Annotated in this window: 21 protein-coding genes and 1 riboswitch; of the genes, 5 read left to right on the forward strand and 16 right to left on the reverse strand. The window is 75.7% G+C overall.

Going from position 1 to position 23,966, the window contains the following annotated elements; all coding sequences use genetic code 11:
- Positions 1-345: 345 nt before the first annotated feature.
- The 12 genes from tyrS to ACPCUX_RS18375 form a co-directional block, all read right to left on the reverse strand.
- The gene (tyrS, locus tag ACPCUX_RS18320) at positions 346-1,605 is read right to left on the reverse strand and encodes a tyrosine--tRNA ligase (protein WP_415298598.1); all 1,260 of its coding nucleotides are present in this window, start codon (positions 1,603-1,605) and stop codon (positions 346-348) included.
- Between the two features lie 155 nt (positions 1,606-1,760).
- Positions 1,761-2,516, reverse strand: a complete 756-nt coding sequence (locus tag ACPCUX_RS18325) for a DNA-3-methyladenine glycosylase (protein ID WP_423389354.1) — start codon at positions 2,514-2,516, stop codon at positions 1,761-1,763.
- 25 nt (positions 2,517-2,541) lie between these two features.
- A complete protein-coding gene (locus tag ACPCUX_RS18330; RefSeq protein WP_423389355.1) occupies positions 2,542-3,216 on the reverse strand; it encodes a uridine kinase family protein in 675 nt (224 codons plus the stop codon).
- 46 nt (positions 3,217-3,262) lie between these two features.
- Positions 3,263-4,717: an argininosuccinate lyase gene (gene argH / locus ACPCUX_RS18335; protein WP_415298594.1), complete on the reverse strand. Its 1,455-nt coding sequence runs from the start codon at positions 4,715-4,717 to the stop codon at positions 3,263-3,265.
- Positions 4,714-5,943, reverse strand: coding sequence for an argininosuccinate synthase (locus ACPCUX_RS18340; protein ID WP_043655541.1), 1,230 nt, complete (start codon positions 5,941-5,943; stop codon positions 4,714-4,716). The genes argH and ACPCUX_RS18340 overlap by 4 nt, the downstream gene beginning before the upstream one ends.
- A gap of 86 nt (positions 5,944-6,029) precedes the next feature.
- On the reverse strand, positions 6,030-6,566 hold the full coding sequence (locus ACPCUX_RS18345; protein WP_043655538.1) for an arginine repressor: 537 nt from the start codon (positions 6,564-6,566) through the stop codon (positions 6,030-6,032).
- Positions 6,563-7,498: an ornithine carbamoyltransferase gene (gene argF / locus ACPCUX_RS18350; RefSeq protein ID WP_114553706.1), complete on the reverse strand. Its 936-nt coding sequence runs from the start codon at positions 7,496-7,498 to the stop codon at positions 6,563-6,565. Before argF ends, ACPCUX_RS18345 begins: the two co-directional genes overlap by 4 nt.
- Entirely contained in the window at positions 7,498-8,730 is a 1,233-nt protein-coding gene (locus ACPCUX_RS18355; RefSeq protein ID WP_423389362.1) for an acetylornithine transaminase, read from the reverse strand. Before ACPCUX_RS18355 ends, argF begins: the two co-directional genes overlap by 1 nt.
- A 110-nt stretch (positions 8,731-8,840) precedes the next feature.
- Positions 8,841-9,827, reverse strand: coding sequence for an acetylglutamate kinase (gene argB / locus ACPCUX_RS18360; protein ID WP_114553398.1), 987 nt, complete (start codon positions 9,825-9,827; stop codon positions 8,841-8,843).
- Positions 9,824-11,035, reverse strand: coding sequence for a bifunctional glutamate N-acetyltransferase/amino-acid acetyltransferase ArgJ (gene argJ / locus ACPCUX_RS18365; protein WP_144682941.1), 1,212 nt, complete (start codon positions 11,033-11,035; stop codon positions 9,824-9,826). The genes argB and argJ overlap by 4 nt, the downstream gene beginning before the upstream one ends.
- Positions 11,032-12,126, reverse strand: a complete 1,095-nt coding sequence (argC, locus tag ACPCUX_RS18370) for an N-acetyl-gamma-glutamyl-phosphate reductase (RefSeq protein ID WP_423389356.1) — start codon at positions 12,124-12,126, stop codon at positions 11,032-11,034. Before argC ends, argJ begins: the two co-directional genes overlap by 4 nt.
- A gap of 502 nt (positions 12,127-12,628) precedes the next feature.
- Complete coding sequence (locus ACPCUX_RS18375) at positions 12,629-14,383, reverse strand: 2-isopropylmalate synthase (RefSeq protein WP_423389357.1); 1,755 nt, start codon at positions 14,381-14,383, stop codon at positions 12,629-12,631.
- 180 nt (positions 14,384-14,563) lie between these two features.
- Here ACPCUX_RS18375 and ACPCUX_RS18380 point away from each other — a divergent pair, with 180 nt between their 5' ends.
- The 4 genes from ACPCUX_RS18380 to ACPCUX_RS18395 are packed head-to-tail and all read left to right on the forward strand — an operon-like array spanning position 14,564 to position 17,633.
- A complete protein-coding gene (locus ACPCUX_RS18380; protein ID WP_157446639.1) occupies positions 14,564-15,256 on the forward strand; it encodes a FadR/GntR family transcriptional regulator in 693 nt (230 codons plus the stop codon).
- A 26-nt stretch (positions 15,257-15,282) separates the two neighbouring features.
- Positions 15,283-16,320: a quinone oxidoreductase family protein gene (locus ACPCUX_RS18385; protein WP_423389358.1), complete on the forward strand. Its 1,038-nt coding sequence runs from the start codon at positions 15,283-15,285 to the stop codon at positions 16,318-16,320.
- The gene (locus ACPCUX_RS18390; RefSeq protein ID WP_076406572.1) at positions 16,317-16,598 is read left to right on the forward strand and encodes a hypothetical protein; all 282 of its coding nucleotides are present in this window, start codon (positions 16,317-16,319) and stop codon (positions 16,596-16,598) included. The genes ACPCUX_RS18385 and ACPCUX_RS18390 overlap by 4 nt, the downstream gene beginning before the upstream one ends.
- Positions 16,599-16,634: 36 nt before the next feature.
- Positions 16,635-17,633 (forward strand): DUF4862 family protein, encoded by a 999-nt coding sequence (locus ACPCUX_RS18395; RefSeq protein ID WP_423389359.1) that lies wholly within the window; start codon positions 16,635-16,637, stop codon positions 17,631-17,633.
- 20 nt (positions 17,634-17,653) lie between these two features.
- Here ACPCUX_RS18395 and thiD read toward each other — a convergent pair whose 3' ends face one another.
- Entirely contained in the window at positions 17,654-18,514 is an 861-nt protein-coding gene (gene thiD / locus ACPCUX_RS18400) for a bifunctional hydroxymethylpyrimidine kinase/phosphomethylpyrimidine kinase (RefSeq protein ID WP_423389360.1), read from the reverse strand.
- Between the two features lie 104 nt (positions 18,515-18,618).
- A riboswitch (TPP riboswitch) is annotated at positions 18,619-18,713 on the reverse strand.
- A 77-nt stretch (positions 18,714-18,790) separates the two neighbouring features.
- Between thiD and ACPCUX_RS18405 the strand changes: the two genes are divergently transcribed.
- Complete coding sequence (locus ACPCUX_RS18405; protein ID WP_034651423.1) at positions 18,791-19,015, forward strand: hypothetical protein; 225 nt, start codon at positions 18,791-18,793, stop codon at positions 19,013-19,015.
- A gap of 73 nt (positions 19,016-19,088) precedes the next feature.
- Here ACPCUX_RS18405 and ACPCUX_RS18410 read toward each other — a convergent pair whose 3' ends face one another.
- From ACPCUX_RS18410 to pheS, 3 genes are read right to left on the reverse strand one after another with little or no spacing between them, the layout of a single operon-like run.
- On the reverse strand, positions 19,089-19,973 hold the full coding sequence (locus ACPCUX_RS18410) for an SDR family oxidoreductase (RefSeq protein ID WP_396051326.1): 885 nt from the start codon (positions 19,971-19,973) through the stop codon (positions 19,089-19,091).
- Positions 19,970-22,591 (reverse strand): phenylalanine--tRNA ligase subunit beta, encoded by a 2,622-nt coding sequence (gene pheT, locus ACPCUX_RS18415; RefSeq protein ID WP_423389361.1) that lies wholly within the window; start codon positions 22,589-22,591, stop codon positions 19,970-19,972. Before pheT ends, ACPCUX_RS18410 begins: the two co-directional genes overlap by 4 nt.
- Complete coding sequence (gene pheS, locus ACPCUX_RS18420) at positions 22,591-23,712, reverse strand: phenylalanine--tRNA ligase subunit alpha (RefSeq protein ID WP_083712017.1); 1,122 nt, start codon at positions 23,710-23,712, stop codon at positions 22,591-22,593. The genes pheT and pheS overlap by 1 nt, the downstream gene beginning before the upstream one ends.
- Positions 23,713-23,966 lie beyond the last annotated feature (254 nt).

The raw sequence follows: 23,966 nt of genomic DNA on the forward strand, positions 1-23,966 counted from the left end.
CAGAACCTCGCTTGGGGCAACTTCTCTAATCTACCAGATCCTCGGTGTCCCTTCCAACTCGGTGTTCCGAGCTCGGAGGGCCGGCCGTGGAGCCAGCAGCCTCGAACATCCTCAGGGCGCGCGAAGCACCCTGTCGATCTTCGAGGGGACCGCCCGGGGGACCAGCCACCGTCTCGGATGATCGAGACCCGGTGTCCGTTCCTCCCTGCCGGGCGAACGTCGAGAACACTACACGCGCTCCGCGGGAGTGCCAAATCCGCTCCGTGCCGCCCTCGCGGGACCCGACGCAGGAGGGGCCGGCACCGCTCGACGCGGCCCGGCCCCTCCTGTCCCTCGCCCTCCGGATCAGCCGGCGACGGCGACCCCGAGGGTCTTCTTGCCCCGGCGCAGCAGCGCGAACCGTCCGTGCAGCAGGTCGTCGGCCCCGAGCGTCGTGTCCTCACCGGTGACCTTGACGTTGTTGACGTACGCGCCGCCCTCCGCGACCGCCCGGCGCGCCGCCCCCTTCGACGCGACGAGGCCCGACGCCACCAGGAGGTCGACGACCGGGTCGCCGACCTGCGCCGTCGCGCGCGGCAGCTCGGCGACCGCCGCCTCGAGCGTGCGCTCGTCGAGGGCGTCGAGCTCGCCACGCCCGAAGAGCGCCTGGCTCGCCGCGATGACCGCGTCGGTCGCCGCCGCCCCGTGCACGAGGGTCGTCACGTCGGCGGCGAGCGTGCGCTGCGCCTCCCGTGCCCCCGGCCGCTCCCGGACCGCGGCCTCGAGCTCCGCGATCTCCTCGCGCGAGCGGAAGGTGAAGATCTTCAGGAACCGCACGACGTCGTCGTCCGCCGCGTTGAGCCAGAACTGGTAGAACGCGTACGGGCTCATCATGTCGGCGTCGAGCCAGACCGCGCCGCCCTCGGTCTTGCCGAACTTCGTGCCGTCGGCCTTCGTGATGAGCGGCGTCGTCATGACGTGCACCGACGCGCCCTCCGTCCGACGGATGAGGTCGACGCCCGAGAGCAGGTTGCCCCACTGGTCGTTCCCGCCCGTCTGCAGCGTGACCCCGTGGCGCAGGTAGAGCTCGTGGAAGTCGATGCCCTGGAGGATCTGGTAGCTGAACTCCGTGAAGCTGATGCCCTCGTCCGAGCTCAGGCGGCGCGCCACCGTGTCCTTGGCGAGCATCGTGCCGAGGCGGTAGTGCTTGCCCACGTCGCGCAGGAAGTCGATCGCCGACATCTCCGAGATCCAGTCGAGGTTGTTGACGACGCGCGCCGCGTTCTCCCCCTCGAAGTCCAGGAAGCGCGAGACCTGGCCGCGCAGGCGCTCGGTCCAGTCGGCGACCGTCTCCTTCGAGTTGAGCACCCGCTCCCCCGACTGGCGCGGGTCGCCGATCATGCCCGTCGCGCCGCCCACGAGCGCGATCGGCCGGTGGCCGGCGAGCTGGAGGTGGCGCAGCAGGAGGAGCTGGACCAGGTGGCCGTGGTGCAGGCTCGGCGCCGTCGGGTCGAAGCCGCAGTAATAGGTGATCGGGCCCTCGGCCAGCGCGGCGCGCAGCGCGGCCTCGTCGGTGGACTGCGCCACCAGGCCCCGCCATTGCAGCTCGTCGAGAACGTCGCTCACTTCTGCTCCTTCGTCGAGTGCCCGCCGTGCGGGCACGAGGGTGCGGCCCCGTCCGGGCCGCGGGTCCTAGTCTGCCGTGCCGGACGCCGTCGCCCGGCCACCGCCCACCTCGCGGGCGGCGCCGGACCGTGACGCCGCGGGTCGACGGCCCCGGCTCAGCGGGAGCGCGCGCTCACGCGGCGGTAGGCGGACACCGTCGGGTCCCCCGCGAGCCAGGAGCGCCAGGGGTACAGCTCGCCGTCCCCGCCGTCGCCCGACACGCCGACGCGCGGTCCCGTGGCGATCGGCGGCCGGTGCGGCCCGTCCGTCGCCCGGTGCAGCACGAGCTCGCCGTCCGGGTCCGTCAGCTCCGCGCCGTAGTGGCGCAGGTCGAGGTCGAGCGCGACCGCGAGACGCGCCGGGCCGCGCGCGATCTGGCGGTCGGAGTCGCACCGGCCCGCGGCGGCCCGGCGGGACCGGGCGAGCCCGACGCCGTCGGTCACCTCCCCGGCCCTCAGCAGGACGGCGGACGCGCGGCCCACCGGCCCGCACACGACGTTGACGCAGTGGTGCAGACCCAGGTGGCGGTAGACGTAGAGGCGGCCCGGCTCGCCGAACATGGCGCGGTTGCGCTCCGTGCGCCCGCGGAAGGCGTGGGAGCCCGGGTCGCGCTCGCCGTCGTACGCCTCGACCTCGGTGATCCGCAGCGTGACGTCGCCCGCGGCGCTGCGCCGCGTGAGCAGGGCGCCCAGGAGGTCGCGCGCGACCTCGTGCACGTCGCGCGCGTACCAGCCGCGCGCCGGGGCGTCCCACGGCCCGACGACGCGCGCGCCCCCGGCCTCGCTCGTCCCGGTCGCGGCACCCGCCGCGATGCCCGTCGCCGCGTTCCCCGCAGTGTCCGTCGCCGTGTCCGTCCAGGCCTCCGCCGGCATGCCACCACCTCCCGTCCCGGGCAATCTACGCCTCGCCGCCCACGTCCGGGTCGAGCGCGGTCGGGCCCGGGCCGGGCGCCGTCCGCCCGGTGCGCACGAGCCGACCCCACCCGTCGAGGACGACGTCCGCGCGCTCGCGCGTGGCGTTGCGGCGGTAGTGCTCGCGCTCCGCGACCATCCAGGCGAGCCAGTGGTCACGCTGGTCCTCGCCGTCCCGGTCGAGGCCGCGCCGGAGCCGGACGTCGTCCGGCGCCTCCACCCACACGCGCAGCGCCGCGACCTCGTCGGCCGCGCGCCGCCCCGCCCCGCAGCCCTCGACCACGAGGTACGGCGCGGCCGGGACGTCGTGCCACTCGGCGAAGCGGTCGAGGTGCCAGTCGTACCGGCGGTACCGCCCGGCCCGGCCCGCGGCGAGCGGCGTCAGCACCCACGCGTGGAGCCGTGCCCAGGCGGGCTCGAGCCCGCGCCAGCCCTCGTAGAGGTCGTCCATGTGGAGCACCTGGGCGGGCAGCGCGGCCTCGAGCTGGGCGGCGAGCGTCGTCTTGCCCGAGCCCGCGGGCCCGTCCACCACGACGAGGCACGTGCCCGACGCCGTCCGCTCCCCCGCGGCGACCGCGTCCGGGCCGGGCGGACCGAGGCGCGGGACGGCGTCGCGCACCCGGCGGACGAGCTCGGCGAGGACGTCCGGACCGACGCTCACGCCCGCGCCGCCGGGCACGCGTGCCGCACCGCGAGCCGGGGCACCGTCAGTCCTGGGCCCAGAAGCGGTACTCGGCCGAGCGCTCCTTCGCGGCCTCGAGCTGCTCGGCGACCCGCACCGGGGCGGTGCCGCCCACGGCGTCGCGCGACGCGAGGGAGCCCTCGACGCTCAGCACGTCGCGCACGCCCGGCGTGAGGTGCTCGGAGATCGACGCGAGGTCGTCGTCCGAGAGGTCCCACAGCTCGATGCCGCGCTCCTCGCACGTGCGCACGCACGCGCCGGCGACCTCGTGCGCGACGCGGAACGGCACGCCCTCGCGCACGAGCCACTCGGCGACGTCCGTCGCGAGCGAGAACCCCTGCGGCGCGAGCGACGCCATGCGGTCGGTGTCGAACTCGAGGGTCGCGACCATGCCGGAGAACGCGGGCAGGAGCACCTCGAGCGTGTCGACCTGGTCGAACACCGGCTCCTTGTCCTCCTGGAGGTCGCGGTTGTACGCGAGCGGCAGGCCCTTGAGCGTCGCGAGCAGGCCCGCCAGGTCGCCGATGAGGCGGCCCGCCTTGCCGCGCGCGAGCTCGGCGACGTCCGGGTTCTTCTTCTGGGGCATGATGCTCGACCCCGTGGAGTAGGAGTCGTGCAGGCGCACGAAGCCGAACTCCTTCGTCGCCCAGAGGATGACCTCCTCCGCGAGGCGCGAGAGGTCGACCCCGAGCATCGCGGCGACGAACGCGAACTCCGCGACGACGTCGCGCGACGCGGTGCCGTCGATCGAGTTCTCGACCGGGCCGTCGAACCCGAGCTCGGCGGCGACCGCCGCCGGGTCCAGGCCCAGCGACGAGCCCGCGAGCGCCCCCGACCCGTACGGCGAGCGCGCGGCGCGCACGTCCCAGTCGATGAACCGGTCGACGTCGCGCAGCAGCGGCCACGCGTGGGCGAGCAGGTGGTGCGCGAGGAGGACCGGCTGGGCGTGCTGGAGGTGCGTGCGGCCGGGCATGGCCGCGCCCGGGTGCGCGGCGGCCTGCTCGATGAGCGCGTCGACGACGTCGAGCACGAGTCGCGCGATCGTGCGCGCCTCGTCGCGCAGGTACATGCGCGTGAGCGTCGCGATCTGGTCGTTGCGCGACCGGCCCGCGCGCAGCTTGCCGCCGAGCTCGGGCCCGGCCCGCTCGATGAGCCCGCGCTCCAGCGCGGTGTGCACGTCCTCGTCGTCGTCGGCCGCGACGAACGCGCCCGACGCGACGTCCTCGCGCAGGCGCTCGAGCGCGGCGAGCATGCCGTCGAGCTCGTCGTCGTCGAGCAGGCCGGCCGCGTGCAGGACCTTCGCGTGGGCCTTCGAGCCCGCGACGTCCTGGCCCGCGAGGCGCCAGTCGAAGTGCGTGGACTTGCTCAGCGCGGCCAGCGCGTCGGCGGGGCCGCCCGCGAACCGGCCGCCCCACAGGCTGACGCGCGCCGTCTCGGTCGGCTCGACGGCGGTGCCGTCCTGGTCGTCGTGCGTGCTCACAGCGCTCCCGTCCCGAGGTCCACACCGTTGCCGAACTTCTCGTCGCGCGCGGCGGCGAGCTTCGCGGTGAGACCGTAGATCTCGATGAATCCCTTGGCCTGCGACTGGTCGAACGAGTCGCCCTCGTCGTACGTCGCGAGGTTGAAGTCGTAGAGGCTCGCGTCCGAGCGCCGGCCCGTGACGGTCGCGCGCCCGCCGTGCAGCACGAGGCGCACGTCGCCGGACACGTAGCGCTGGGTGTCGTCGACGAACACGTCGAGCGAGCGCTTGAGCGGGCTGAACCACATGCCGTCGTAGACGAGCTCGGTCCAGCGCTGCTCGACGCCGCGCTTGAAGCGGGCCTGCTCGCGCTCGAGGGTGACGTTCTCGAGCTCCTGGTGCGCGGCGATGAGGGCGATCGCGCCCGGCGCCTCGTAGACCTCGCGCGACTTGATGCCCACGAGGCGGTCCTCGACGATGTCGATCCGCCCGACGCCCTGGGCGCCTGCGCGGCGGTTCATCTCCTGGATCGCCTGCAGCGGGGTCACCGCGACGCCGTCGAGCGCGACCGGCACGCCCTGCTCGAACGTCACGACGACCTCGTCCGCGACCGGCGGGAACGTGGGGTCGTCGGTGTAGTTGTAGACGTCCTTGGTCGGCGCGTTCCAGATGTCCTCGAGGAAGCCGGTCTCGACCGCGCGCCCCCACACGTTCTGGTCGATCGAGAACGGGTTGTGCTTCGTCGTGGCGATGGGCAGCGCGTGCTTCTCCGCGTACTCGATGGCCTTCTCGCGCGTCAGCGCGAGGTCGCGCACGGGCGCGATCGTCTTGAGCTCGGGCGCGAGGGACGTCGTCGCGACCTCGAAGCGCACCTGGTCGTTGCCCTTGCCCGTGCAGCCGTGCGCGACGGTCGTCGCGCCGAACTGGCGCGCCGCGCGCACGAGGTGCTTGACGATGACCGGGCGCGACAGCGCCGAGACGAGCGGGTACCGGTCGAGGTACAGGGCGTTCGCGCGCAGCGCGGGCATGCAGTACTCCGCCGCGAACTCGTCGCGCGCGTCGGCGACGTACGCCTCGACGGCGCCGCAGTCCAGGGCACGCTGCCGGATGACCTCGAGGTCCTCCCCGCCCTGGCCGACGTCGACCGCGACGGCGACGACCTCGGCGCCCGTGGCCTCGGCGATCCAGCCGATGGCCACCGACGTGTCCAGGCCGCCCGAGTAGGCGAGCACGACGCGTTCAGTCATGACGGTCTCTTTCTGTGACGTGCGGGTGGGGTCGGGGTCCAGTCTCGCAGGGCGCCGCGGCCGCGCGGGGCGTGGGCCGACGGCGGTCAGTCCGGCGTGCCGGGGACGGGCCCGCCGTGGGGTCCGGAGAGCTCGAGGAAGCGCCGCGCGAGGTCCGCGCCGCCGTCGGGGTCGCGCGCGATGACGAGGATCGTGTCGTCGCCCGCGATGCAGCCGAGCACGTGCGGGAGCACGGAGTGGTCGATCGCCGACGCGAGGTAGTTCGCAGCACCGGGGGGCGTGCGCAGCACGACGAGGTTCGCGGACGCCTCGGCGGACACGAGCATCTCCGAGCACAGGCGCGCGAGCCGGGCCGCGAGGTACTCGGGCGACTCCGCGGTCTGCACGCTGCGGTCCCCGCCCTCCCCCGGCACCGCGTACACGAGCGCGCCCGAGGCGCCGCGCACCTTCTCCGCGCGCAGCTCGATGAGGTCGCGCGACAGCGTCGCCTGGGTCACCGACAGGCCCTCGCGCTCGAGCTCGCGCGCGAGCTCCGCCTGGGAGTGGATCTCGGTGCGGCGCACGATCTCGGCGATGCGCGCGTGGCGCGCCGTCTTCGTCGTCGCCGTGCGGGCCTCGGTCACGACCGCTCCAGGAGGAACGTGAGCAGCGCCTTCTGCGCGTGCAGCCGGTTCTCCGCCTCGTCCCACACCGCCGAGCGGGGGCCGTCGATCACCTCGGCGGTGATCTCCTTGCCCCGGTAGGCGGGCAGGCAGTGCAGCACGATCGCGTCGGGCTTGGCGTGCGCGAGGAGCTCGTCGTTCACCTGGTACGGCACGAACGGCAGGGCGCGGTCCTCGGCCTCCGCCTCGTCGCCCATGGACACCCACGTGTCGGTCGCGACGACGTCCGCCCCCGCGACGGCCTCGACGGGGTCGGCCGTGACGAGCACCGAGCCGCCGGTCTCGGCCGCGATCCGCTCGGCGTCCGCGACGAAGACCGGGTGCGGCGGGTACCCGTCCGGCGTGCCGACCCGCACGTGCAGGCCCGCGGTCGCGCCGCCGAGCAGGTAGGAGTGCGCCATGTTGTTCGCGCCGTCGCCGACGTACGCGAGCGTCTGGCCCGCGAGCGCGCCCGTCCCGCCGCGGAGCTGGGCGATCGTCAGGAGGTCCGCGAGGATCTGGCACGGGTGGAAGTCGTCGGTGAGCGCGTTGACGACCGGGACCCGGCTGATCGCCGCCATCTCCTCGATCCGGTCCTGGCCGAACGTGCGCCACACGATGGCGGACGCCTGCCGGTCGAGGACGCGCGTGACGTCCGCGACGGACTCGCGCACCCCGACCTGGGCGAGCCGGCCGTCCACGACGACCGGGAAGCCGCCGAGCTCGGCGATGCCCGTCGCGAACGAGAGCTGCGTGCGCAGCGTCGGCTTGTCGAACAGGACGGCCACGCCCTGCGGCCCGGCGAGCGGCTGGCGGAACGTGCGGTCGTCGCGGAACGCGAGGCCGATCTCGAGGACCTGACGCTGCTCGGCGGGCGTGAGGTCGTCGTCGCGCAGGAAGTGCCGGGGGGCCATCAGGAGCTCCTCGTCGTGGGGTCGGTCGTGGGGGTGGTGGGTGCGCCGGCCGGGGCGGCGGGGTCCTCGGGGACCGCGACCGCGGCGAAGAACGCGACGACGTCGCGCGCCTGGTCGGGCGTGAGGACGAGAGGCGGCGCGAGCCGGATCGCGTCGGGCGCGACGGCGTTGACGACGAAGCCCGCGTCGAGCGCCGTGCGCGCGACGTCGGCCGCGACGGGCCGCGTGAGCTGCACGGCGAGCAGGAGCCCGCGGCCCCGAACGCCCGCGACGAGCGGGTTCCCGGCCGCGGCGATGCCGTCACGCAGGAGCGCCCCGACGGCCCGCACGTTCTCGAGGAGCCCGTCGCGCTCGATCACCCCGAGCGTCGCGAGCGCCGCCGCGGCCGCCACGGGGTTGCCGCCGAACGTCGTCCCGTGCTGGCCGCGGCCCAGCAGCGTCGCCGCGCGCTCGCCGTACGCGACCACCGCACCGACGGGGAACCCGCCGCCGAGGCCCTTGGCGAGCGTGACGACGTCGGGCACGACGCCGCCGCCCACCTCCGGCTGCTGGTAGGCGAACCACGAGCCGGTGCGCCCGACGCCGGTCTGCACCTCGTCGAGGACGAGCAGCGCGCCGTGGCGCGCGGTGAGCTCGCGCGCGGCGACGAGGTAGCCCGGCGAGAGCGCGCGCACGCCGGCCTCGCCCTGCACGGGCTCGACGACGAGCGCGGCGACCTCGCCGCGGGCCGCCACCGCCGCGGGCGAGAAGGCTTCCTCGAGCGCGGCGACGTCGTCGAACGCGACGAACTCGACGCCGCCCGGGAGCGGCTCGAACGGCTCGCGGTACGCGGCCTTCGACGTCAGCGCGAGCGCGCCCATCGTCCGACCGTGGAAGCCGCCCTGGAGCGCGAGGACCCGGGTCCGGCCCGTACGACGGGTCATCTTGAACGCCGCCTCGTTCGCCTCGGTGCCCGAGTTCGTGAAGAACACGCGCGACCCCTCGGGCGCCTCCGCGAGCGCGAGCAGGCGCTCGGCGAGCGCGATCTGCGTCGGGGTGCCGAAGAAGTTCGACACGTGCCCGAGCGTGCCGAGCTGGGCCGAGACGGCGGCCGTGAGCGTCGGGTGGGCGTGGCCGAGCGCGTTGACCGCGATGCCCGCGAGCAGGTCGAGGTACCGCTTCCCGTCGGCGTCCCACACGTACGCGCCCTCGCCGCGCACGAGGACGCGCTGCGGCGGGCCGAACGTGTCCATGACCGCGTGGGTGTAGCGGTCGGTCCACTGCGCGACGGAGCCGTCGGCCGGGGCCGTCACGGTGGTCGTCGGTGCGGGCGCGGGCGCGCCCGTCGGGTGGTCGAGCGCGTTCACGCGGCCCCTCCGGCGGTCGTGGTGAGCGCGGGCGCCGGCGCGCCCGCGGCGTCGGGGACGACCATCGTCCCGTTGCCCTGGGTGGTGAAGACCTCGAGCAGCGTCGAGTGCGGCACGCGGCCGTCGATGACCGTCGCCGCGGGGACCCCGCCCTCGACGGCGCGCAGGCACGCCTCCATCTTGGGGACCATGCCCGCCGAGAGCGACGGCAGGAGCGCCGCCAGCTCCGAGCGCGTGATCTGCGCGACGAGCGAGCCCCGGTCCGGCCACGACGTGTACAGGCCCTCGACGTCGGTCAGGACGACGAGCTTCTTCGCGCCGAGCGCGACCGCGAGCGCCGCGGCGGCGGTGTCCGCGTTGACGTTGAGCACCTGGGTCGGGTCCTCGAGGTCGGGGGCGATGGTCGACACGACGGGGATGCGGCCGGCGTCGAGCAGGTCCTGGACCGCGGACGGGTGCACCTCGACGACGTCGCCGACGAGCCCGACGTCGACCGGCTCGCCGTCGACGGTCGCGTGCCGGCGCTGGGCCTGCAGCAGGCCGCCGTCCTCGCCCGAGAGCCCGACGGCGTACGGGCCGTGCGCGTTGATGAGTCCGACGAGCTCGCGCGAGACCTGGCCGGTGAGGACCATGCGGACGACGTCCATCGCCTCCGGCGTGGTGACGCGCAGGCCCCCGCGGAACTCGGACTCGATGCCGAGCCGGTCGAGCATCGCGGAGATCTGCGGGCCCCCGCCGTGCACGACGACCGGGCGCAGCCCGACGCGGCGCAGGAACACCATGTCCTCGGCGAACGCGGCCTTGAGCGTGTCGTCGACCATGGCGTTGCCGCCGTACTTGACGACGACGAGCGCGCCGGCGAACTCCTCGAGCCACGGCAGGGCCTCGACGAGCACCTCGGCCTTCTGCTCGGGACGCAGGTCGGTGCGGGTGTCGAACGCGGCGTCGTCCGGGTGGGGCGTGGGCGTGGTGGGGGCGCTCATGAGGAGTACGCGCTGTTCTCGTGGACGTAGTCGTGCGTGAGGTCGTTGGTCCAGACGGTCGCGCTCGCGGAGCCGGCGTGCAGGTCGATCTCGACGCGCACCTCGCGCTCGGCCGCGAGGTCGACGAGCTCGCGGGGCTCGCCCACTCCCCCGGCCCGGCAGACCTGGACGCCGTTGACCGACACGTCGAGCAGGAGCGCGTCGAACGGCGCGACGTCCTCGGGGACGGTCCCGACGGCGGACACGATGCGGCCCCAGTTCGGGTCGTTGCCGAAGATCGCGGCCTTGAACAGGTTGGACCGCGTCACGGCGCGCGCGACGGCGACCGCGGCGTCCTCGCTCGACGCGTTCACCACGGTGACGGCGACGTCGTGGCTCGCACCCTCGGCGTCGGCGACGAGCTGGCGCGCGAGCGACCCGCACGCCTCGGTGACGGCGTCGGTGAGCGCGTCGAGACCGACCTCGACCCCGGACGCGCCCGAGGCGAGCAGGATCACGGTGTCGTTCGTCGACATGCAGCCGTCGGAGTCGACGCGGTCGAACGTCGTGCGGGTCGCGGCCCGCAGCGCGGCGTCGGCCGTCGCAGCGTCGACGACGGCGTCCGTCGTCAGGACGCACAGCATGGTCGCGAGGCCCGGCGCGAGCATGCCCGCACCCTTCGCCATGCCGCCCACGGACCACGTCGCGGCACCGTCCGTCGCGGTGGCGTCCGTGACCTCGCGGACCACCGCGACCGTCTTCGGCACGGTGTCCGTCGTCATGATCGCGAGCGCGGCGTCGCCGCCGCCATCGACCGCGGCGACCGGGTCCGCGAGCGCCGCCGCGGCCGCGTCGACGCCCGCGAGGAGCGCGTCCATGGGCAGCCGCACGCCGATGAGGCCCGTCGAGCAGACGAGCACGTCGCCCGCCGACGTCGCGAGCACGTCGGCGACGTGCTCCGCCGTGCGGTGCGTGTCGGCGAAGCCCTCCGGCCCGGTGCACGCGTTCGCGCCGCCCGAGTTGAGCACGACGGCCGTCGCGCGCCCGTCGCGCACGGCCTGGCGCGTCCAGGCGACCGGCGCCGCGAACACGCGGTTCGTCGTGAGGACGGCCGCGGCGACGTCGAGCGGCCCGTCGTTGACGACGAGCGCGACGTCGCGCGCGCCCGTGGACTTGAGCCCGGCGGCGACGCCGGCGGCCCGGAAGCCCTGCGGGGTGGTGACGGTCACGGGGCGACCCCCTCGGTCGTGAGGCCCGCCGTCTGCGGCAGGCCGAGCGCGATGTTCATGGACTGCACCGCGGCGCCCGCGGTGCCCTTGACGAGGTTGTCGATCGCCGTGACGGTGACGACGCGGCCCGCCGCGTGGTCGACCGCGACCTGGACGAGCGCGGTGTTCGCGCCGAGGGTCATCGCCGTCGTCGGCCACTGCCCCGCAGGCAGCACGCGGACGAACGGCTCTCCCACGTACGCGTCCTCCCAGGCCTGGCGGACGCGCGCGTCGAGCGCCGCGGGGTCGAGGCGCGCGGCGTCGTCGGACAGGCGCGCCGTCACCGTGGCGAGGATGCCGCGCGACATGGGCACGAGCGTCGGCGTGAACGAGATGCTCACGGCCGGGGCCCCCGCGGCCCGCAGGTTCTGCGCGATCTCCGGGATGTGCCGGTGCGACCCGCCGACGGCGTACGGCTGCGCCGACCCGAGCGCCTCGGACGCGAGCAGGTGCGGCTTGAGCGACTTCCCCGCGCCCGAGTACCCGTTGGCGAGCACCGCGACGAGGTCCGTGCCCTCGACGAGCCCGGCGGCGACGCCCGGCTGGATGCCGAGCGTGACAGCCGTGACGTTGCACCCGGGGACGGCCACGCGCCGCGCACCGGCGAGCCGCTCACGCTGCCTGGTCTCGGTCGCCGCGGCACCCGGCACGTTCGTCAGCAGGAGCTCCGGCAGCCCGTACGGCCACGTGCCCGCGTGCTCGGAGCCGTAGAACGCCGACCAGTCCGCCGCGGACTCGAGCCGGTGGTCCGCGCCGAGGTCGAGCACGAGCACGTCGTCGGGGAGCCGCGCCGCGATCTCGCCCGAGGCACCGTGCGGCAGCGCGAGGACGACGACGTCGTGCCCCACGAGGTGCTCGACCGCCGTCGGCAGGAGCACGCGGTCGGCCAGGGATCGCAGGTGCGGCTGGTGCTCGCCGAGGAGCGTGCCCGCGTTGCTGTGCGCCGTCACGGCGCCGATCTCCACCTCGGGGTGCCCGGCGAGCAGGCGGAGCGTCTCCCCGCCCGCGTACCCGGACGCACCCGCGACCGCGACTCTGATCGTCATATGCATCACTATACATACTTATGCAACGGTCGGACCGGAGGTCCCGCCCCACGGTACGCGGGGTCGAGCTGGTGGGGTCAACGGTCCGCGGGTCACGTCCGCGGATCGGCATCGGCCTCCAGCCCTGCGGCCGGTCCGCCGGACTCGTCCGAGCCGACATGCGGTGACGACAAGCGAGAAGCAGCCCCACGAGCGGGGCTCGGAGGGGCCACTTCTCGCTTCTCAGCGGAACGTCCGGGACCGAGGCGACGGGCCGAGCCTGACCGAACCGCCGGGCCTGACCACGGTCGTGCGGTGCGGGACAGGACGAGCGGTGGGTCGGACCGTGCGCGAAGGACGTCAAGGCGCACTCCTTCGACCTCCGCCCGGAAGACCAGGGCGACGGTGCGCCAGTCCGAGCGCACGGTCCGACCCCACCGCGGACCCGACCCTGCGGGCCGTAGATCCCTGCAGACCCGCGGAGCCGGCCCCGCGGGCCGTAGACCGATGCAGACCCGCGAACCCGGCCTCAGTCCGCCGCCGCGCAGACCGCACGGACGGCCGCTCCCAGGACGGACGCGTCACGACCCACGGTCCAGCGCGGGCCGCCGTCGGGGCCGCGGTGCTCGAGGTAGGTCACCGCGGTCGCGTCGCTCCCGCTGCCGACGGACTGCTGGGTGAGCGAGAGGACCTCCACCGGGCGGCCGAGGCGGCCCAGCGCGTCGACGAGGGCGTCGACCGCGCCGGTGCCCGCCCCGGACGTGGCGACGCGCTCGCCGTCGACCGTGACCTCGAGGTCGAGGTGCTCCGTCCCGTCGTCGGCGCGCCGGCTCGTCCATGCGACGGGCGCGACGGCGCCGGGGCGCGCGTAGGCCGCGTCGAACAGCGTGAGGAGGACGTCGGGCGTCACCTCGGCGCCGGCGGCGTCGGCGTGCTCCTGGACGCGGCGCGCGAGGTCCACCTGGAGGCCCCGGGGCAGGTCCAGGCCGTGGACGGACTGCAGCACGTACGCGACGCCGCCCTTCCCGGACTGGCTGTTCACGCGCACGAGGGCCTCGTACGACCTCCCGAGGTCCGCGGGGTCGACCGGCAGGTACGGCACGCGCCACGGCGCGGCCGCGGGGTCGAGACCGGCCGCCGCGGCGTCGGCCCGGTGCCGCGCCATCCCCTTGCGGATCGCGTCCTGGTGGGTGCCGGAGTAGGCGGTGTGCACCAGGTCGCCCACGTACGGGTGGCGCGGGTGGACGTCGATCCGGTTGCACGCCACGACGACGTCACGGATCGCGTCGAGGTCGGAGAAGTCGACCATCGGGTCGACGCCCTGCGCGTGCAGGTTGAGGCCCAGCGTCACGAGGTCGACGTTCCCGGTGCGCTCGCCGTTGCCGAACAGGCACCCCTCGACGCGCTGCGCGCCCGCGAGGACCGCGAGCTCCGCGCACGCGACGCCGGTGCCCCGGTCGTTGTGCGGGTGGACCGAGAGGATCACGCCCTCGCGCCGCGCGAGGTTCCGGTCCATGTACTCGATCTGGTCGGCGTAGACGTTGGGCGTCGCGACCTCGACCGTGGCGGGGAGGTTGAGGACGACGGGCCGCTCGGGCGTCGCGTCCCAGAGCGTCGTCATGCGGTCGCAGACGTCGAGCACGTAGTCGGGCTCGGTGAGGTTGAACACCTCGGGCGAGAACTCGAACCGGACGCGCGGGTCGTCGCCGGCGTGGCGCAGCACCTCGGTCCCGGCGTCGGTGATCAGCCGGGCGAGCTCCTCGCGGTCGCGGCCGAGCACGACGTCCCGCCAGACGGGCGCCGTCGCGGCGTACACGTGGACGACGACCGGGTTGCGCAGCCCGCGCACGGACTCGACCGTGCGCGCGATCAGGTCGGCGCGCGCGGCGGTGAACACGACGACGGTCACGTGCTCGGGCGCGAGGTCGGTCTCGGCGAGCAGGCGCACGAAGTCGAAGTCGGTCTGCGACGCCGACGGGTAGCCCACCTCGATCTCGGTGTACCCCATCGCGACGAGCAGCTCGAAGAAGCGGCGCTTGCGCGCCGGGTCCATCGGTTCCGCGAGCGCCTGGTTGCCGTCGCGCAGGTCGACGGGGACCCACAGCGGCGCCTGGGTGAGCCGGCGGTTCGGCCAGCGGCGGTCGGGCAGGTCGGGCACGTCGACACGGGCGTGGACGTCGGCGTAGCGGGACGACGGCATGGGCGACGGGCGCTGCCGGTTCCACGACGGCGTCGTCGTGGCGGCGGGGCGGTCCGTGCGGACGGGGGTGGCGGAGACGGTCATGGCGGTCCTTCGGCTGGAGCCCCGAGGTGGCGGGGCGCGGGACGACCGGCGCACGACGGACCCCCACGGCGGGGGGCCGGTCCGGTCAGACCCCGCCGTGGCGCCGAAGGAGGAGCGCCGTCCAGGACATGCGGGGTACGCTAGCGCCGATCAAGTCCTCAGACAACCTGAGAGGTTTGCGTGACCGCGCTGCAGCGACGCCCCCTGGCCGACCAGGCCGCCGAGCTCCTGCTCGAGCGCGTGCGCTCCGGTGCCTGGCCCCTCGACCACCGGCTGCCCGGGGAGCAGGCGCTCGCCGCCGAGCTCGGCGTGGGCCGATCGACCGTCCGCGAGGCGATCCGCCAGCTCGCGGGCCGCGGCGTCCTCGACAGCAGGCAGGGCTCGGGCGTGTACGTCGTCTCGACGGACACCACCGACGACTGGGGCGAGGTCCTGCGCCGCGGCGAGATCGCCGACGTGCTCGAGGTGCGCGCCGCGCTGGAGGCGGAGGCCGCGGGGCTCGCCGCCGCGCGCCGCACGCCCGCGGACCTGCGCACCATGACGACGGCGCTCGCCCGCCGCGGGCAGGTCGCGGCGACGGCGTCGCCCGTCGACTACGTGGACGCGGACCTCGCGTTCCACCGGGCGGTCGTCGACGCCGCGCACAACGCGGTGCTCGCCGAGCTCTTCGCGACCTTCGTCCCGCGCCTGCGCCGCGCGATGGTCGCCATGGTCGACCTCGACCGGACGGGCACGACGCACCGGGACGACCAGGACGCGCACGACGCGATCCTCGACGCCGTCCGCGACCGGGACACCGGCCGCGCCGCGGCGGCGGCGCGCGAGCACCTCGCGTCCGTGCACGCGAAGGTCGCCGACCGAGGGCGACCGTGACCGCCGCGCGACCCTAGGCTGAGGCCATGCACGCGATCGTGGCCCGCGCGGCGGGCGGTCCCGAGGTCCTCGAGTACACCGAGCTGCCCGACCCGTCGCCGGGCCCGGGGCAGCTCCTCGTCCGCTCCGCGGTGGCGGGCGTGAACTTCATCGACACGTACAAGCGCTCCGGCGTGTACGCGATGGAGTACCCGCACGTCGTCGGGAGCGAGGGGGCCGGGGTCGTCGCCGAGGTGGGCGAGGGGGTCGAGGGGTTCACCGTCGGCGACCGCGTCGTGTGGACCGAGGCGCCGGGGTCGTACGCGGAGCTCGTCGTGGTGGACGCCGGGCAGGCGCTGCACGTGCCGGACGCCGTCTCGCTCGAGGACGCGACCGCCGTCGCGCTCCAGGGGCTCACGGCGCACTACCTGTGCACGTCGTCGTACCCCGTGCGTCCGGGCGACCGTGTGCTCGTGCACGCGGGCGCGGGCGGCGTCGGGCTGCTCCTGACCCAGATGCTCGTGGCGCGGGGCGCGCACGTGATCTCCACGGTCTCGACCCCCGAGAAGGCGGAGCTGTCCCGCGGCGCGGGCGCCGAGCACGCGATCCAGTACACGGCGTTCGCCGACCTCACCGCCGAGCTGCCCGAGGTCGTGCGCGGGCTCACGGGCGGCGAGGGCGTCGCGGCGGTGTACGACTCGGTCGGCAAGGACACGTTCGACGCGTCGCTCGCGTCGCTGCGCCGCCGCGGCACGCTCGTCCTCTACGGCGGCTCGTCCGGGCAGGTCCCGCCGTTCGACCCGCAGCGCCTCAACGCGGGTGGCTCGCTGTTCCTCACGCGGCCCAAGCTCGCCGACCACACGGCGACGCGTGCCGAGCTCGTCGAGCGCGCGACCGAGGTGCTCGGCGCCGTCGCGGGCGGCACGCTGCACGTGCGCGTCGGCGCGACGTTCCCGCTCGCCGACGCCGCCGACGCCCACCGCGCGCTCGAGGGACGGGCGACCACCGGCAAGGTGCTGCTCCGTCCCGCCGGGGCGGACGACGCTCCCGCCACCACGACCGGCACGACGACCGGGACCGCGTGAGCTGGGACTGGGTGCCCCCGCGCCCGGGCGAGGAGGACGGCTCCGACGGCGGCCCCTCCCCCGCGCTGCGCCGCACCGTGACCGTGCTCGCCGTGCTGCTCACCGCGGTGTTCGTCGTCTACTACGTGACCGTGGCGGTGCGCCAGCAGGCGGACGCGTGCGTCGCCGACCGACCCGCGGGCGTCGCGGTGCAGGACGTCGAGGCACGGTGGCGCTGGGTCCCGCCGGGCTACGCGTGCGAGTACGCCACCGCCGACCAGGACGTCGCCCGCGCCTGACGCGTCCGGCACCCCCACCACGACCGACGAGGACCGATGACCGACCTGCACGACCGCCCCCTGACCCTGCTCGGTGCCTACGCCCTCGCGGGCGTCCCCGACCCGGGCGGCTGGTACGCCGCCCTCGACGAGGACGGCCTCGACGGCCTCGAGCACCCCGTCGACCCGGACGACACGGACGCGCTCGCGACGACCGCGGCCGCGCTCCCGGCGCACTGGGCGCTGCTGCCGACGACGGTCGCCGCGACGGCCCGCCGCGCCACGGCCGACCGCTCCTACGGCCTCGCGTCCGACGACGAGGAGGGTCGGCGCGAGGCGGTCGACGGCGTCGCGCGCGTCCTCGCGGCCGTGACGCGGCTCGCCGAGGCGGAGGGTCGACGACGCGTCGTCGCGGTCGAGCTCCAGTCCGCGCCCGGTCCCGGCCGCGGCTCCGGCGCGGCGCTCGCGCGCAGCCTCACCGAGCTGGCCGCCGTCGCGCCCGCCGGGCTGCCGCTCGTGGTCGAGCACTGCGACGCGCCCCGCCCGTGGGGCGTCGCGGAGAAGGGCTTCCTCGCGCTCGACGACGAGATCGCCGCCGTCGCGCGCGCGGCCCGGGACACCGGCCACCCCCTGCACGTCGGGCTCAACTGGGGCCGGTCCGCCATCGAGGGGCGCAGCGCCGCGACGCCCGTCGAGCACGCGCGGGCGGCCGCCGGCGCCGGCCTCCTCGCGAGCGCGATGCTCTCGGGCGCCGCCGGCCGGCCCGGCCGGTGGGGCGCGCCGTGGGCGGACGCGCACGTGCCGCCCCACGGCCCGGACCCCGCGCTCCCCGGCCCGGACGAGTCGATGCTCGGCCCGGCCGAGGTGCGCGAGTTCCTCGCCGCGGCCGGGCCGGTCCCGCTCGTCGGCGCCAAGGTGACGACGCGGCCCGCGGACGCCCCGCCCGCGCAGCGCCTCGCCGTCGCGCGCGCGACGCTCGCCGTGCTCCGCGACGCGCTGGCCGACCTCGACACCGACCGCGGAGCCGACCACGGAGCGAGCGGCCCCACGGCCTGAGTGCGTCCCGCGGCCCGGGCTCAGCCCCGCCGCACGGGCGCCGAGCGGTGCAGGTGGTCCACGGGCCCCCGGCCCGTCCCCACCCGCAGCGCGGCGCCGGCACGCAGCGCGCCCGTGAGCCACTCCTTCGCCTCGCGCGCGGCCTCCTCCCAGCTCGCGCGCTGCGGCCGCAGCGCCGCGAGCGCCGCCGAGAGCGAGCACCCCGTGCCGTGGGTGTGGGGCGTGTCGACGCGCTCGGCGTCGAACGTCGTGACGGTGACCGCCCCCGGCGCGCGGCCCGTCGTCGGCCCGGGCGCGGGGACGACGAGCGCGTCGGGCGACGTGCGTCCGGTGAGATGACCGCCCTTGAGCAGCACGACGGCGTCGCTCGCGGTCGCGTACGACGTCGCCTGGTGCAGGGCGTCGTCCCACGTCGTCGCGGGCTCCTGCCCGCCGAGGACGGCGAGCTCGGGCAGGTTCGGCGTGACGACGTCGGCGCGCGCCGCGAGGTCGCGCACGGCCTGCTCGGCACCCGCGTCGAGCAGGCGGTGGCCGGACGTCGCGACCATCACCGGGTCCAGGACGACCCAGGGCCGCGGAGCACCCGTGGCGGCGCGCGCCGCGGCGAGGTCGTCGAGCCACTCCCCGACGGCGCGGGCGTTCGCCTCGTCCGCGACCATGCCGATCTTCACGGCATCGACGTCGACGTCGTCGGACACGGCGTCGAGCTGCGCGCGCAGGAACGCCGGCCCGGGGACGTGCACCGACCGCACGCCGTGGGTGTTCTGCGCGACGAGCGCCGTGGTGACGGCCATGCCGTAGGCGCCGTGCGCGCAGAACGCCTTGAGGTCGGCCTGGATCCCGGCGCCGCCGGTCGGGTCGGTCCCCGCGACGGAGAGCACGCGGGGGCGGGACGGTGCCGGGTCGGGCCCACGGCCCGGGTCGGGTCGGTGATCACGGTCCGCGGGGGCGGGGACCGGGTCGGAGGTGTGCCGAGGCAGGGCGAGCGTCATCGCGCGGACATCCCTTCGCTGGTACGAGCCAGATCAGGTTCGACGGGTCTCATCTCAGCCCCGGTGCGGGGCACCCCGTGTCGCGGGCCATGCTACGCGGCGACCCGTGCGCTTTTCACCCGCCCCGACGCGTGAGACGACGCGCGTGCGCGCGTCTTTCCGGGTATGACGCAGCACGTCGCCCCCGCGACCCGCCCCTTCCTGCCGGACGCGCCCGTCCCGGTCCAGGTGCCCGCCCTCTGCACGACGTTCGACCGCGACGGCCGGCGGGTCGTGCTCACGGGCGTCGTCACGCACGACGCAGGCGGGCTCGTGGCGTTCGAGTACGAGCACCCCGAGCGGGGCCTGTGGCACGTGTGGGTCGACCGGGACACGTGCGTCCCGCTGTGACCCGGTGCCCGGACGCACGGACGCCGCCCGACCGGGGGGGTCGGGCGGCGTCGGCCGTGCGGGGTGCGTGCGCTCAGCGGGCGGGGAGCTCTCCCGGCATCGGGTCGTCGGAGCCCCAGCGCGTGACGCGCAGCCGACGGCCGTCAGGACCGGGCAACGCGACGCCCGCGCGGGCGGCCTCCTGGGCGGCCGCGCGGAGCGACCCGGGCGAGTCGTGCGTCACGCGCACGAACGACCCCGAGAACGCGTCGAGCTCGCCGCGGGCGATCGCGACGACCATCTCGACCGTGCGCTCGACGGGCGTCCACTCCGTGCGGCCCTCGTGCATGACCATGGACGCCGTCATGTCGGTCTGCACGACGCCCGGCGACACCTCGAAGGTCCGCAGGCCGAGCGCGTGGCCCGAGCGGTGGAGGTTCGCCCCGAGGCGCAGGAGCGCCGTCTTGCTCGCGTTGTACGCGCTCGCTCCGTCCATGTCGTGGGAGCCCGCGCCGCTGTTGAGGTCGACGACGCGGCCGCCGCCGCGCGCGAGCATCCCGGGGACGACGGCGCGCGCGAGCAGGAACGGCCCGCGCACGTTGGTCTCCAGGACCGCCCACCACTCGTCGGGGTTCGCCTCCCAGAGCGGCACCTCGGCGTCGACCCGGCCCGCGTTGTTGACGAGCAGGTCCACGCTCCCGAGCGTGGCCTCGGCCTCGCGGACGGCCGCGGCCACCGCCGCCGCGTCGGTCACGTCCGCCGTGACGACGACGGCCCGGCCCGCGCCGTCGAGCGCGGCGATCTCGTCGGCCACCCCGGCGAGCCGGCCCGCGTCGCGTGCGAGGAGCGCGACGTCGAGACCGGACGCGGCGAGCCCGACGGCGACCGCGCGGCCGATGCCGCGCGACGCCCCGGTGACGAGCGCGGTGCGCGCGGGCGCCACGTCCGGCGTCGTGCCCTCCCCCGGTGCGCCGCTCATGCGCGCAGCTCCGCCCCGACGCGCTCCCGCGCGGCGGCCACGGCGCCCTCCCGGACCCGCGCGACGTCGTCGGCGGTGAGGGTGCGGTCCGCGGCGCGCAGCCGCAGCGAGAACGCGAGCGACTTGCGCTCGGCGCCCACCTGCTCGCCCGTGAAGACGTCGAACAGCGCGACCTCCTCGGCGAGCTCGCCGGCGCCCTCGACGACCGCGGCCCGCAGCGCCTCGGCCGGCACGTCGGCGGCGACGACGAACGCGAGGTCCTCCTTCGCCGCCGGGAACCCGGAGACCGGGGTCGCCTGGACGGGCTCGTCGGACGCGCCCGCGACGAGCGCCGACAGGTCGAGCTCGAACGCCACGGAGCGGGCGGGCAGGCCGACGTTCTCGAGCACCTTGGGGTGCAGCTCGCCCGCGTGCCCGACGACCGTCCCGTCGGCGAGCTCGAGGCGCGCGCAGCGGCCCGGGTGGAACGGGGCCCGCGCGGTGTCCGCGACGACGCGCACGGCGTCGTCCCCCCGCAGGCCGGCTCGGTCCGCGACCAGGCGCGCCGCGTCGAGCGCGTCCGTCCAGTCCGCGGGACGTCCGGGGCCCCACCAGCCCGCCCGCTCGCGACGACCGACCAGGACGCCCGCGACGTGGCGCGGCTGCGCCGGGAGCGCGGCCTCGATCGCGGCGAGGTCGTCGTCGGAGGGACGCACCCCGCCGGGCAGCGACGGCGCGGCCGGGGCGCCAGGGCGCGGGTGCGTCACGAGGCCGACCTCGAACACGGCGACGTCCCCGAGCCCGCGGCCCACGTTGCGGCGCGTCGTCTCCAGGAGCGTGCTCAGCACGTCCGTGCGCATCAGGGGGCGGTCGTCGGCCAGCGGGTTGAGCAGGCGCAGCGCCCGGCGGCGCTCGTCGTCCGCGGGGATCCGCAGCGCGTCGAGCTCGCCCTCGCCGACGAACGGGTAGCTCAGCGTCTCGACGAACCCGTGCTCGGCGAGCGCGCGGGCGGCCGACCGGCGCACGCGCTGCTCGCGCGTGAGCCCGCGGCCGCCGGGCGCCGAGGGGAGCACCGACGGGATCTCGTCGTACCCGACGAGGCGCGCGACCTCCTCGACCAGCTCGGCCGGCTCGGTGAGGTCGGGGCGCCACGACGGCGGGGTCACGACGACGACGCCCGTCGCGGCGGCGTCGTCCGCATCGACGGTGCACCCGATCGCCCCGAGCGTCCCGACGACCTGCTCGAGCGTGTACGGCACGCCGACGAGGCGCTCGGCCTCGCCGACGGGCAGGTGGATCGGGGCGGGCGCGGTCACGCGGTCGAGGTCGCTGACGGCCGGGTCGGCGGTCCCGCCGCCCAGCTCGACGAGCAGGTCGACGACGCGCTGCGCCGCGACCGCGGGCAGCAGCGGGTCCACGCCGCGCTCGAACCGCTTCGCGGCCTCGCTCGACAGCTTGTGGCGACGCGACGTGCGCGCGACCGTCACGGGGTCGAAGTGGGCGGCCTCGATGAGCACCGCCGTCGTCTCCGGCCCGACCTCCGACGAGGCACCGCCCATGACGCCGGCGAGACCCAGGACGCGCGCGCCGCGCGCACCGTCGGGGCTGTCGGTGATGAGCAGGTCCTCCGGGTCGAGCGCGCGGTCCACGTCGTCGAGCGTCGTGAGCCGCTCGCCCGGGGCGGCGCGCCGCACCACGACGGGAGCCGCGACCTTCTCGAGGTCGTACGCGTGCAGGGGCTGCCCGAGGTCGAGCATGACGTAGTTCGTCACGTCGACCGCGAGCGAGATGGGCCGCATGCCCGACGCCGTGAGGCGGCGCTGCATCCACGCGGGCGTCTGCGCCGCGGGGTCGAGCCCGCGCACGACGCGCGTGACGAAGCGGTCGCACCCGACGACGCCGTGGACCGGCGCCGCGTCGTCGACCTCGACGGGGAAACCGTCGGGCGTCGCCGCGGGCGGGGGCGTGGGCAGGGAGCCGGGCAGGCCCGGGTCCGTGAAGCGCGCGCCCGTCGAGTGCGAGAACTCGCGCGCGACGCCGCGGTAGGAGAACGCGTACCCGCGGTCGGGCGTCACGTTGATCTCGAGCACCTCGTCGCCGAGCCCGAGCAGCGCGACCGCGTCCTGCCCCGGGGTGAGGTCCTCGGCCGCGTACCCGAGCCGCGGCAGCACGATGATGCCGTCGTGGTCCTCGCCGAGGCCGAGCTCGCGCTGCGAGCAGATCATGCCGTCGGACACGTGCCCGTACGTCTTGCGGCTCGCGATGGGGAACGGACCGGGCAGGACGGAGCCCGGCAGCGCGACCACGACGAGGTCGCCCGGCGCGAAGTTGTGCGCGCCGCACACGATGCCGCGCGCACCGCCCGCCGGCATGTCTGCCGGCTCGACGCCCTTGATCTCGGCGACGTTGTGCTCCGGCCCGACGTCGACCAGGCACCAGTTGATCGTCTTGCCGTTCTTCTGCGGCTCGGGCGTCATCTCGAGGACGCGCCCGACGACGAGGGGACCCGTCACGGCCGCGCCGTGGATCGCCTCCTCCTCCAGGCCGACGCGGACGAGGTCGGCGGCGAGCCGCTCGGCGGTGAGCCCCGCGGGCAGCTCGACGTGGTCGCCCAGCCAGTCGATGGCGACGTACGGCATCAGATCTCCGTTCCGAACTGGGCGGAGAAGCGCACGTCGCCCTCCACCATGTCGTGCATGTCCGCGATCCCGTGGCGCAGCATGAGCGTGCGCTCGATGCCCATGCCGAACGCGAAGCCCGAGTACTCGTCGGGGTCGACCCCGACGGACCGCAGCACGTTCGGGTTGACCATGCCGCAGCCGCCCCACTCGATCCAGCCCGGCCCGCCCTTCTTCTGGGGGAACCACAGGTCCATCTCGGCGCTCGGCTCGGTGAACGGGAAGTACGCGGGCCGCAGGCGCGTGCGCGCGTCCGGGCCGAACATCGCGCGCGCGAACGCGTCGAGCGTGCCGAGCAGGTGCGCCATGGTCAGGCCCTTGTCGATCGCCAGGCCTTCGACCTGGTGGAAGACGGGCGTGTGCGTCGCGTCGAGCGCGTCCGTGCGGAACGTCTTGCCCGGGCACGCCACGTACAGCGGCACGCCGCGCTCGAGCAGCGAGCGGGCCTGGACCGGCGACGTGTGGGTGCGCAGCACGAGGTTCGACGGCTCCGCGCCGTCCTCGCCGTCGGGGCCGGCGACGTAGAACGTGTCCTGCATCTGGCGCGCGGGGTGGTCCACGCCGAAGTTCAGGGCGTCGAAGTTGAACCACTCCGCCTCGACCTCGGGGCCCTCCGCGATCTCCCAGCCCATACCGACGAAGAAGTCCGCGACGCGCTCCTGCAGCGTCTCGAGCGGGTGCCGCGCGCCCGCGGGGACGCGGTCCACGGGCAGCGTGACGTCCACGGCCTCCTCGACGAGGACGCGCTCGTCGCGCTCGGCCTCGAGCTCGGCCTGGCGCGCGGCGAGGGCCTGGTTGAGCCGGCCGCGCAGCGGGCCGAGGAGCTTGCCCGCGGTCTTCTTGTCCGCGGGGGCGAGCGAACCGATCTGGCGGTTCGCGAGCGCGAGCGGGCTGCGGTCGCCCGCGTGCTCGGTGCGCACGCGCTTGAGCGCGTCGAGGTCGCCGGCCGCGGCGACGGCGGCGAGCGCGGCGTCGAGCGCGCGCTGCAGCGCGTCGGCGTCGAGCGGGGAGGGTCCGGTGGTGGTGTCCGGTCCGCCGTCGCCCGCGTGGGGGGTGACGACGTCGGCGTCAGGGCTGGACATGCGTGCCTTCCTGGCGAGGGCGGGACTGCGGGGAGCGGACGACGGCCGGCGTCGACCCGCGGCACGCGCCGCTCGGGGCGGGGCGTGCGGGGCGCGCACGTGCGCGCGTCGCCGTCATTCTAGGGCGCCCGTCCGGGCCAGGACCCGTCCCGCCACGAGGCGGGCGGGGAGCACGCGTCAGTCGCGCGGGCCCGTGACGGGCCCGGGAAATCGACGACCACCGCTCAGGCTCATGCGGCCCATCCTCGCACAGG

The organism is Cellulosimicrobium sp. AB352 (assembly GCF_049538415.1).
In the GTDB taxonomy this organism is placed as follows: Bacteria; Actinomycetota; Actinomycetes; order Actinomycetales; family Cellulomonadaceae; genus Cellulosimicrobium; species Cellulosimicrobium funkei.

What these genes read in the sequence shown, in the direction of transcription:
- ACPCUX_RS18375 (WP_423389357.1), bottom strand. Translation starts at nt 14,383, where the DNA reads ATGACCGTCTCCGCCACCCCCGTCCGCACGGACCGCCCCGCCGCCACG.
- ACPCUX_RS18355 (WP_423389362.1), bottom strand. Translation starts at nt 8,730, where the DNA reads ATGGACACGTTCGGCCCGCCGCAGCGCGTCCTCGTGCGCGGCGAGGGC.
- ACPCUX_RS18340 (WP_043655541.1), bottom strand. Translation starts at nt 5,943, where the DNA reads ATGACTGAACGCGTCGTGCTCGCCTACTCGGGCGGCCTGGACACGTCG.
- ACPCUX_RS18325 (WP_423389354.1), bottom strand. Translation starts at nt 2,516, where the DNA reads ATGCCGGCGGAGGCCTGGACGGACACGGCGACGGACACTGCGGGGAAC.
- argF (WP_114553706.1), bottom strand. Translation starts at nt 7,498, where the DNA reads ATGGCCCCCCGGCACTTCCTGCGCGACGACGACCTCACGCCCGCCGAG.
- ACPCUX_RS18410 (WP_396051326.1), bottom strand. Translation starts at nt 19,973, where the DNA reads ATGAGCGGCGCACCGGGGGAGGGCACGACGCCGGACGTGGCGCCCGCG.
- argB (WP_114553398.1), bottom strand. Translation starts at nt 9,827, where the DNA reads ATGAGCGCCCCCACCACGCCCACGCCCCACCCGGACGACGCCGCGTTC.
- ACPCUX_RS18395 (WP_423389359.1), top strand. Translation starts at nt 16,635, where the DNA reads ATGACCGACCTGCACGACCGCCCCCTGACCCTGCTCGGTGCCTACGCC.
- ACPCUX_RS18385 (WP_423389358.1), top strand. Translation starts at nt 15,283, where the DNA reads ATGCACGCGATCGTGGCCCGCGCGGCGGGCGGTCCCGAGGTCCTCGAG.
- pheS (WP_083712017.1), bottom strand. Translation starts at nt 23,712, where the DNA reads ATGTCCAGCCCTGACGCCGACGTCGTCACCCCCCACGCGGGCGACGGC.
- ACPCUX_RS18405 (WP_034651423.1), top strand. Translation starts at nt 18,791, where the DNA reads ATGACGCAGCACGTCGCCCCCGCGACCCGCCCCTTCCTGCCGGACGCG.
- argC (WP_423389356.1), bottom strand. Translation starts at nt 12,126, where the DNA reads ATGCATATGACGATCAGAGTCGCGGTCGCGGGTGCGTCCGGGTACGCG.
- pheT (WP_423389361.1), bottom strand. Translation starts at nt 22,591, where the DNA reads ATGCCGTACGTCGCCATCGACTGGCTGGGCGACCACGTCGAGCTGCCC.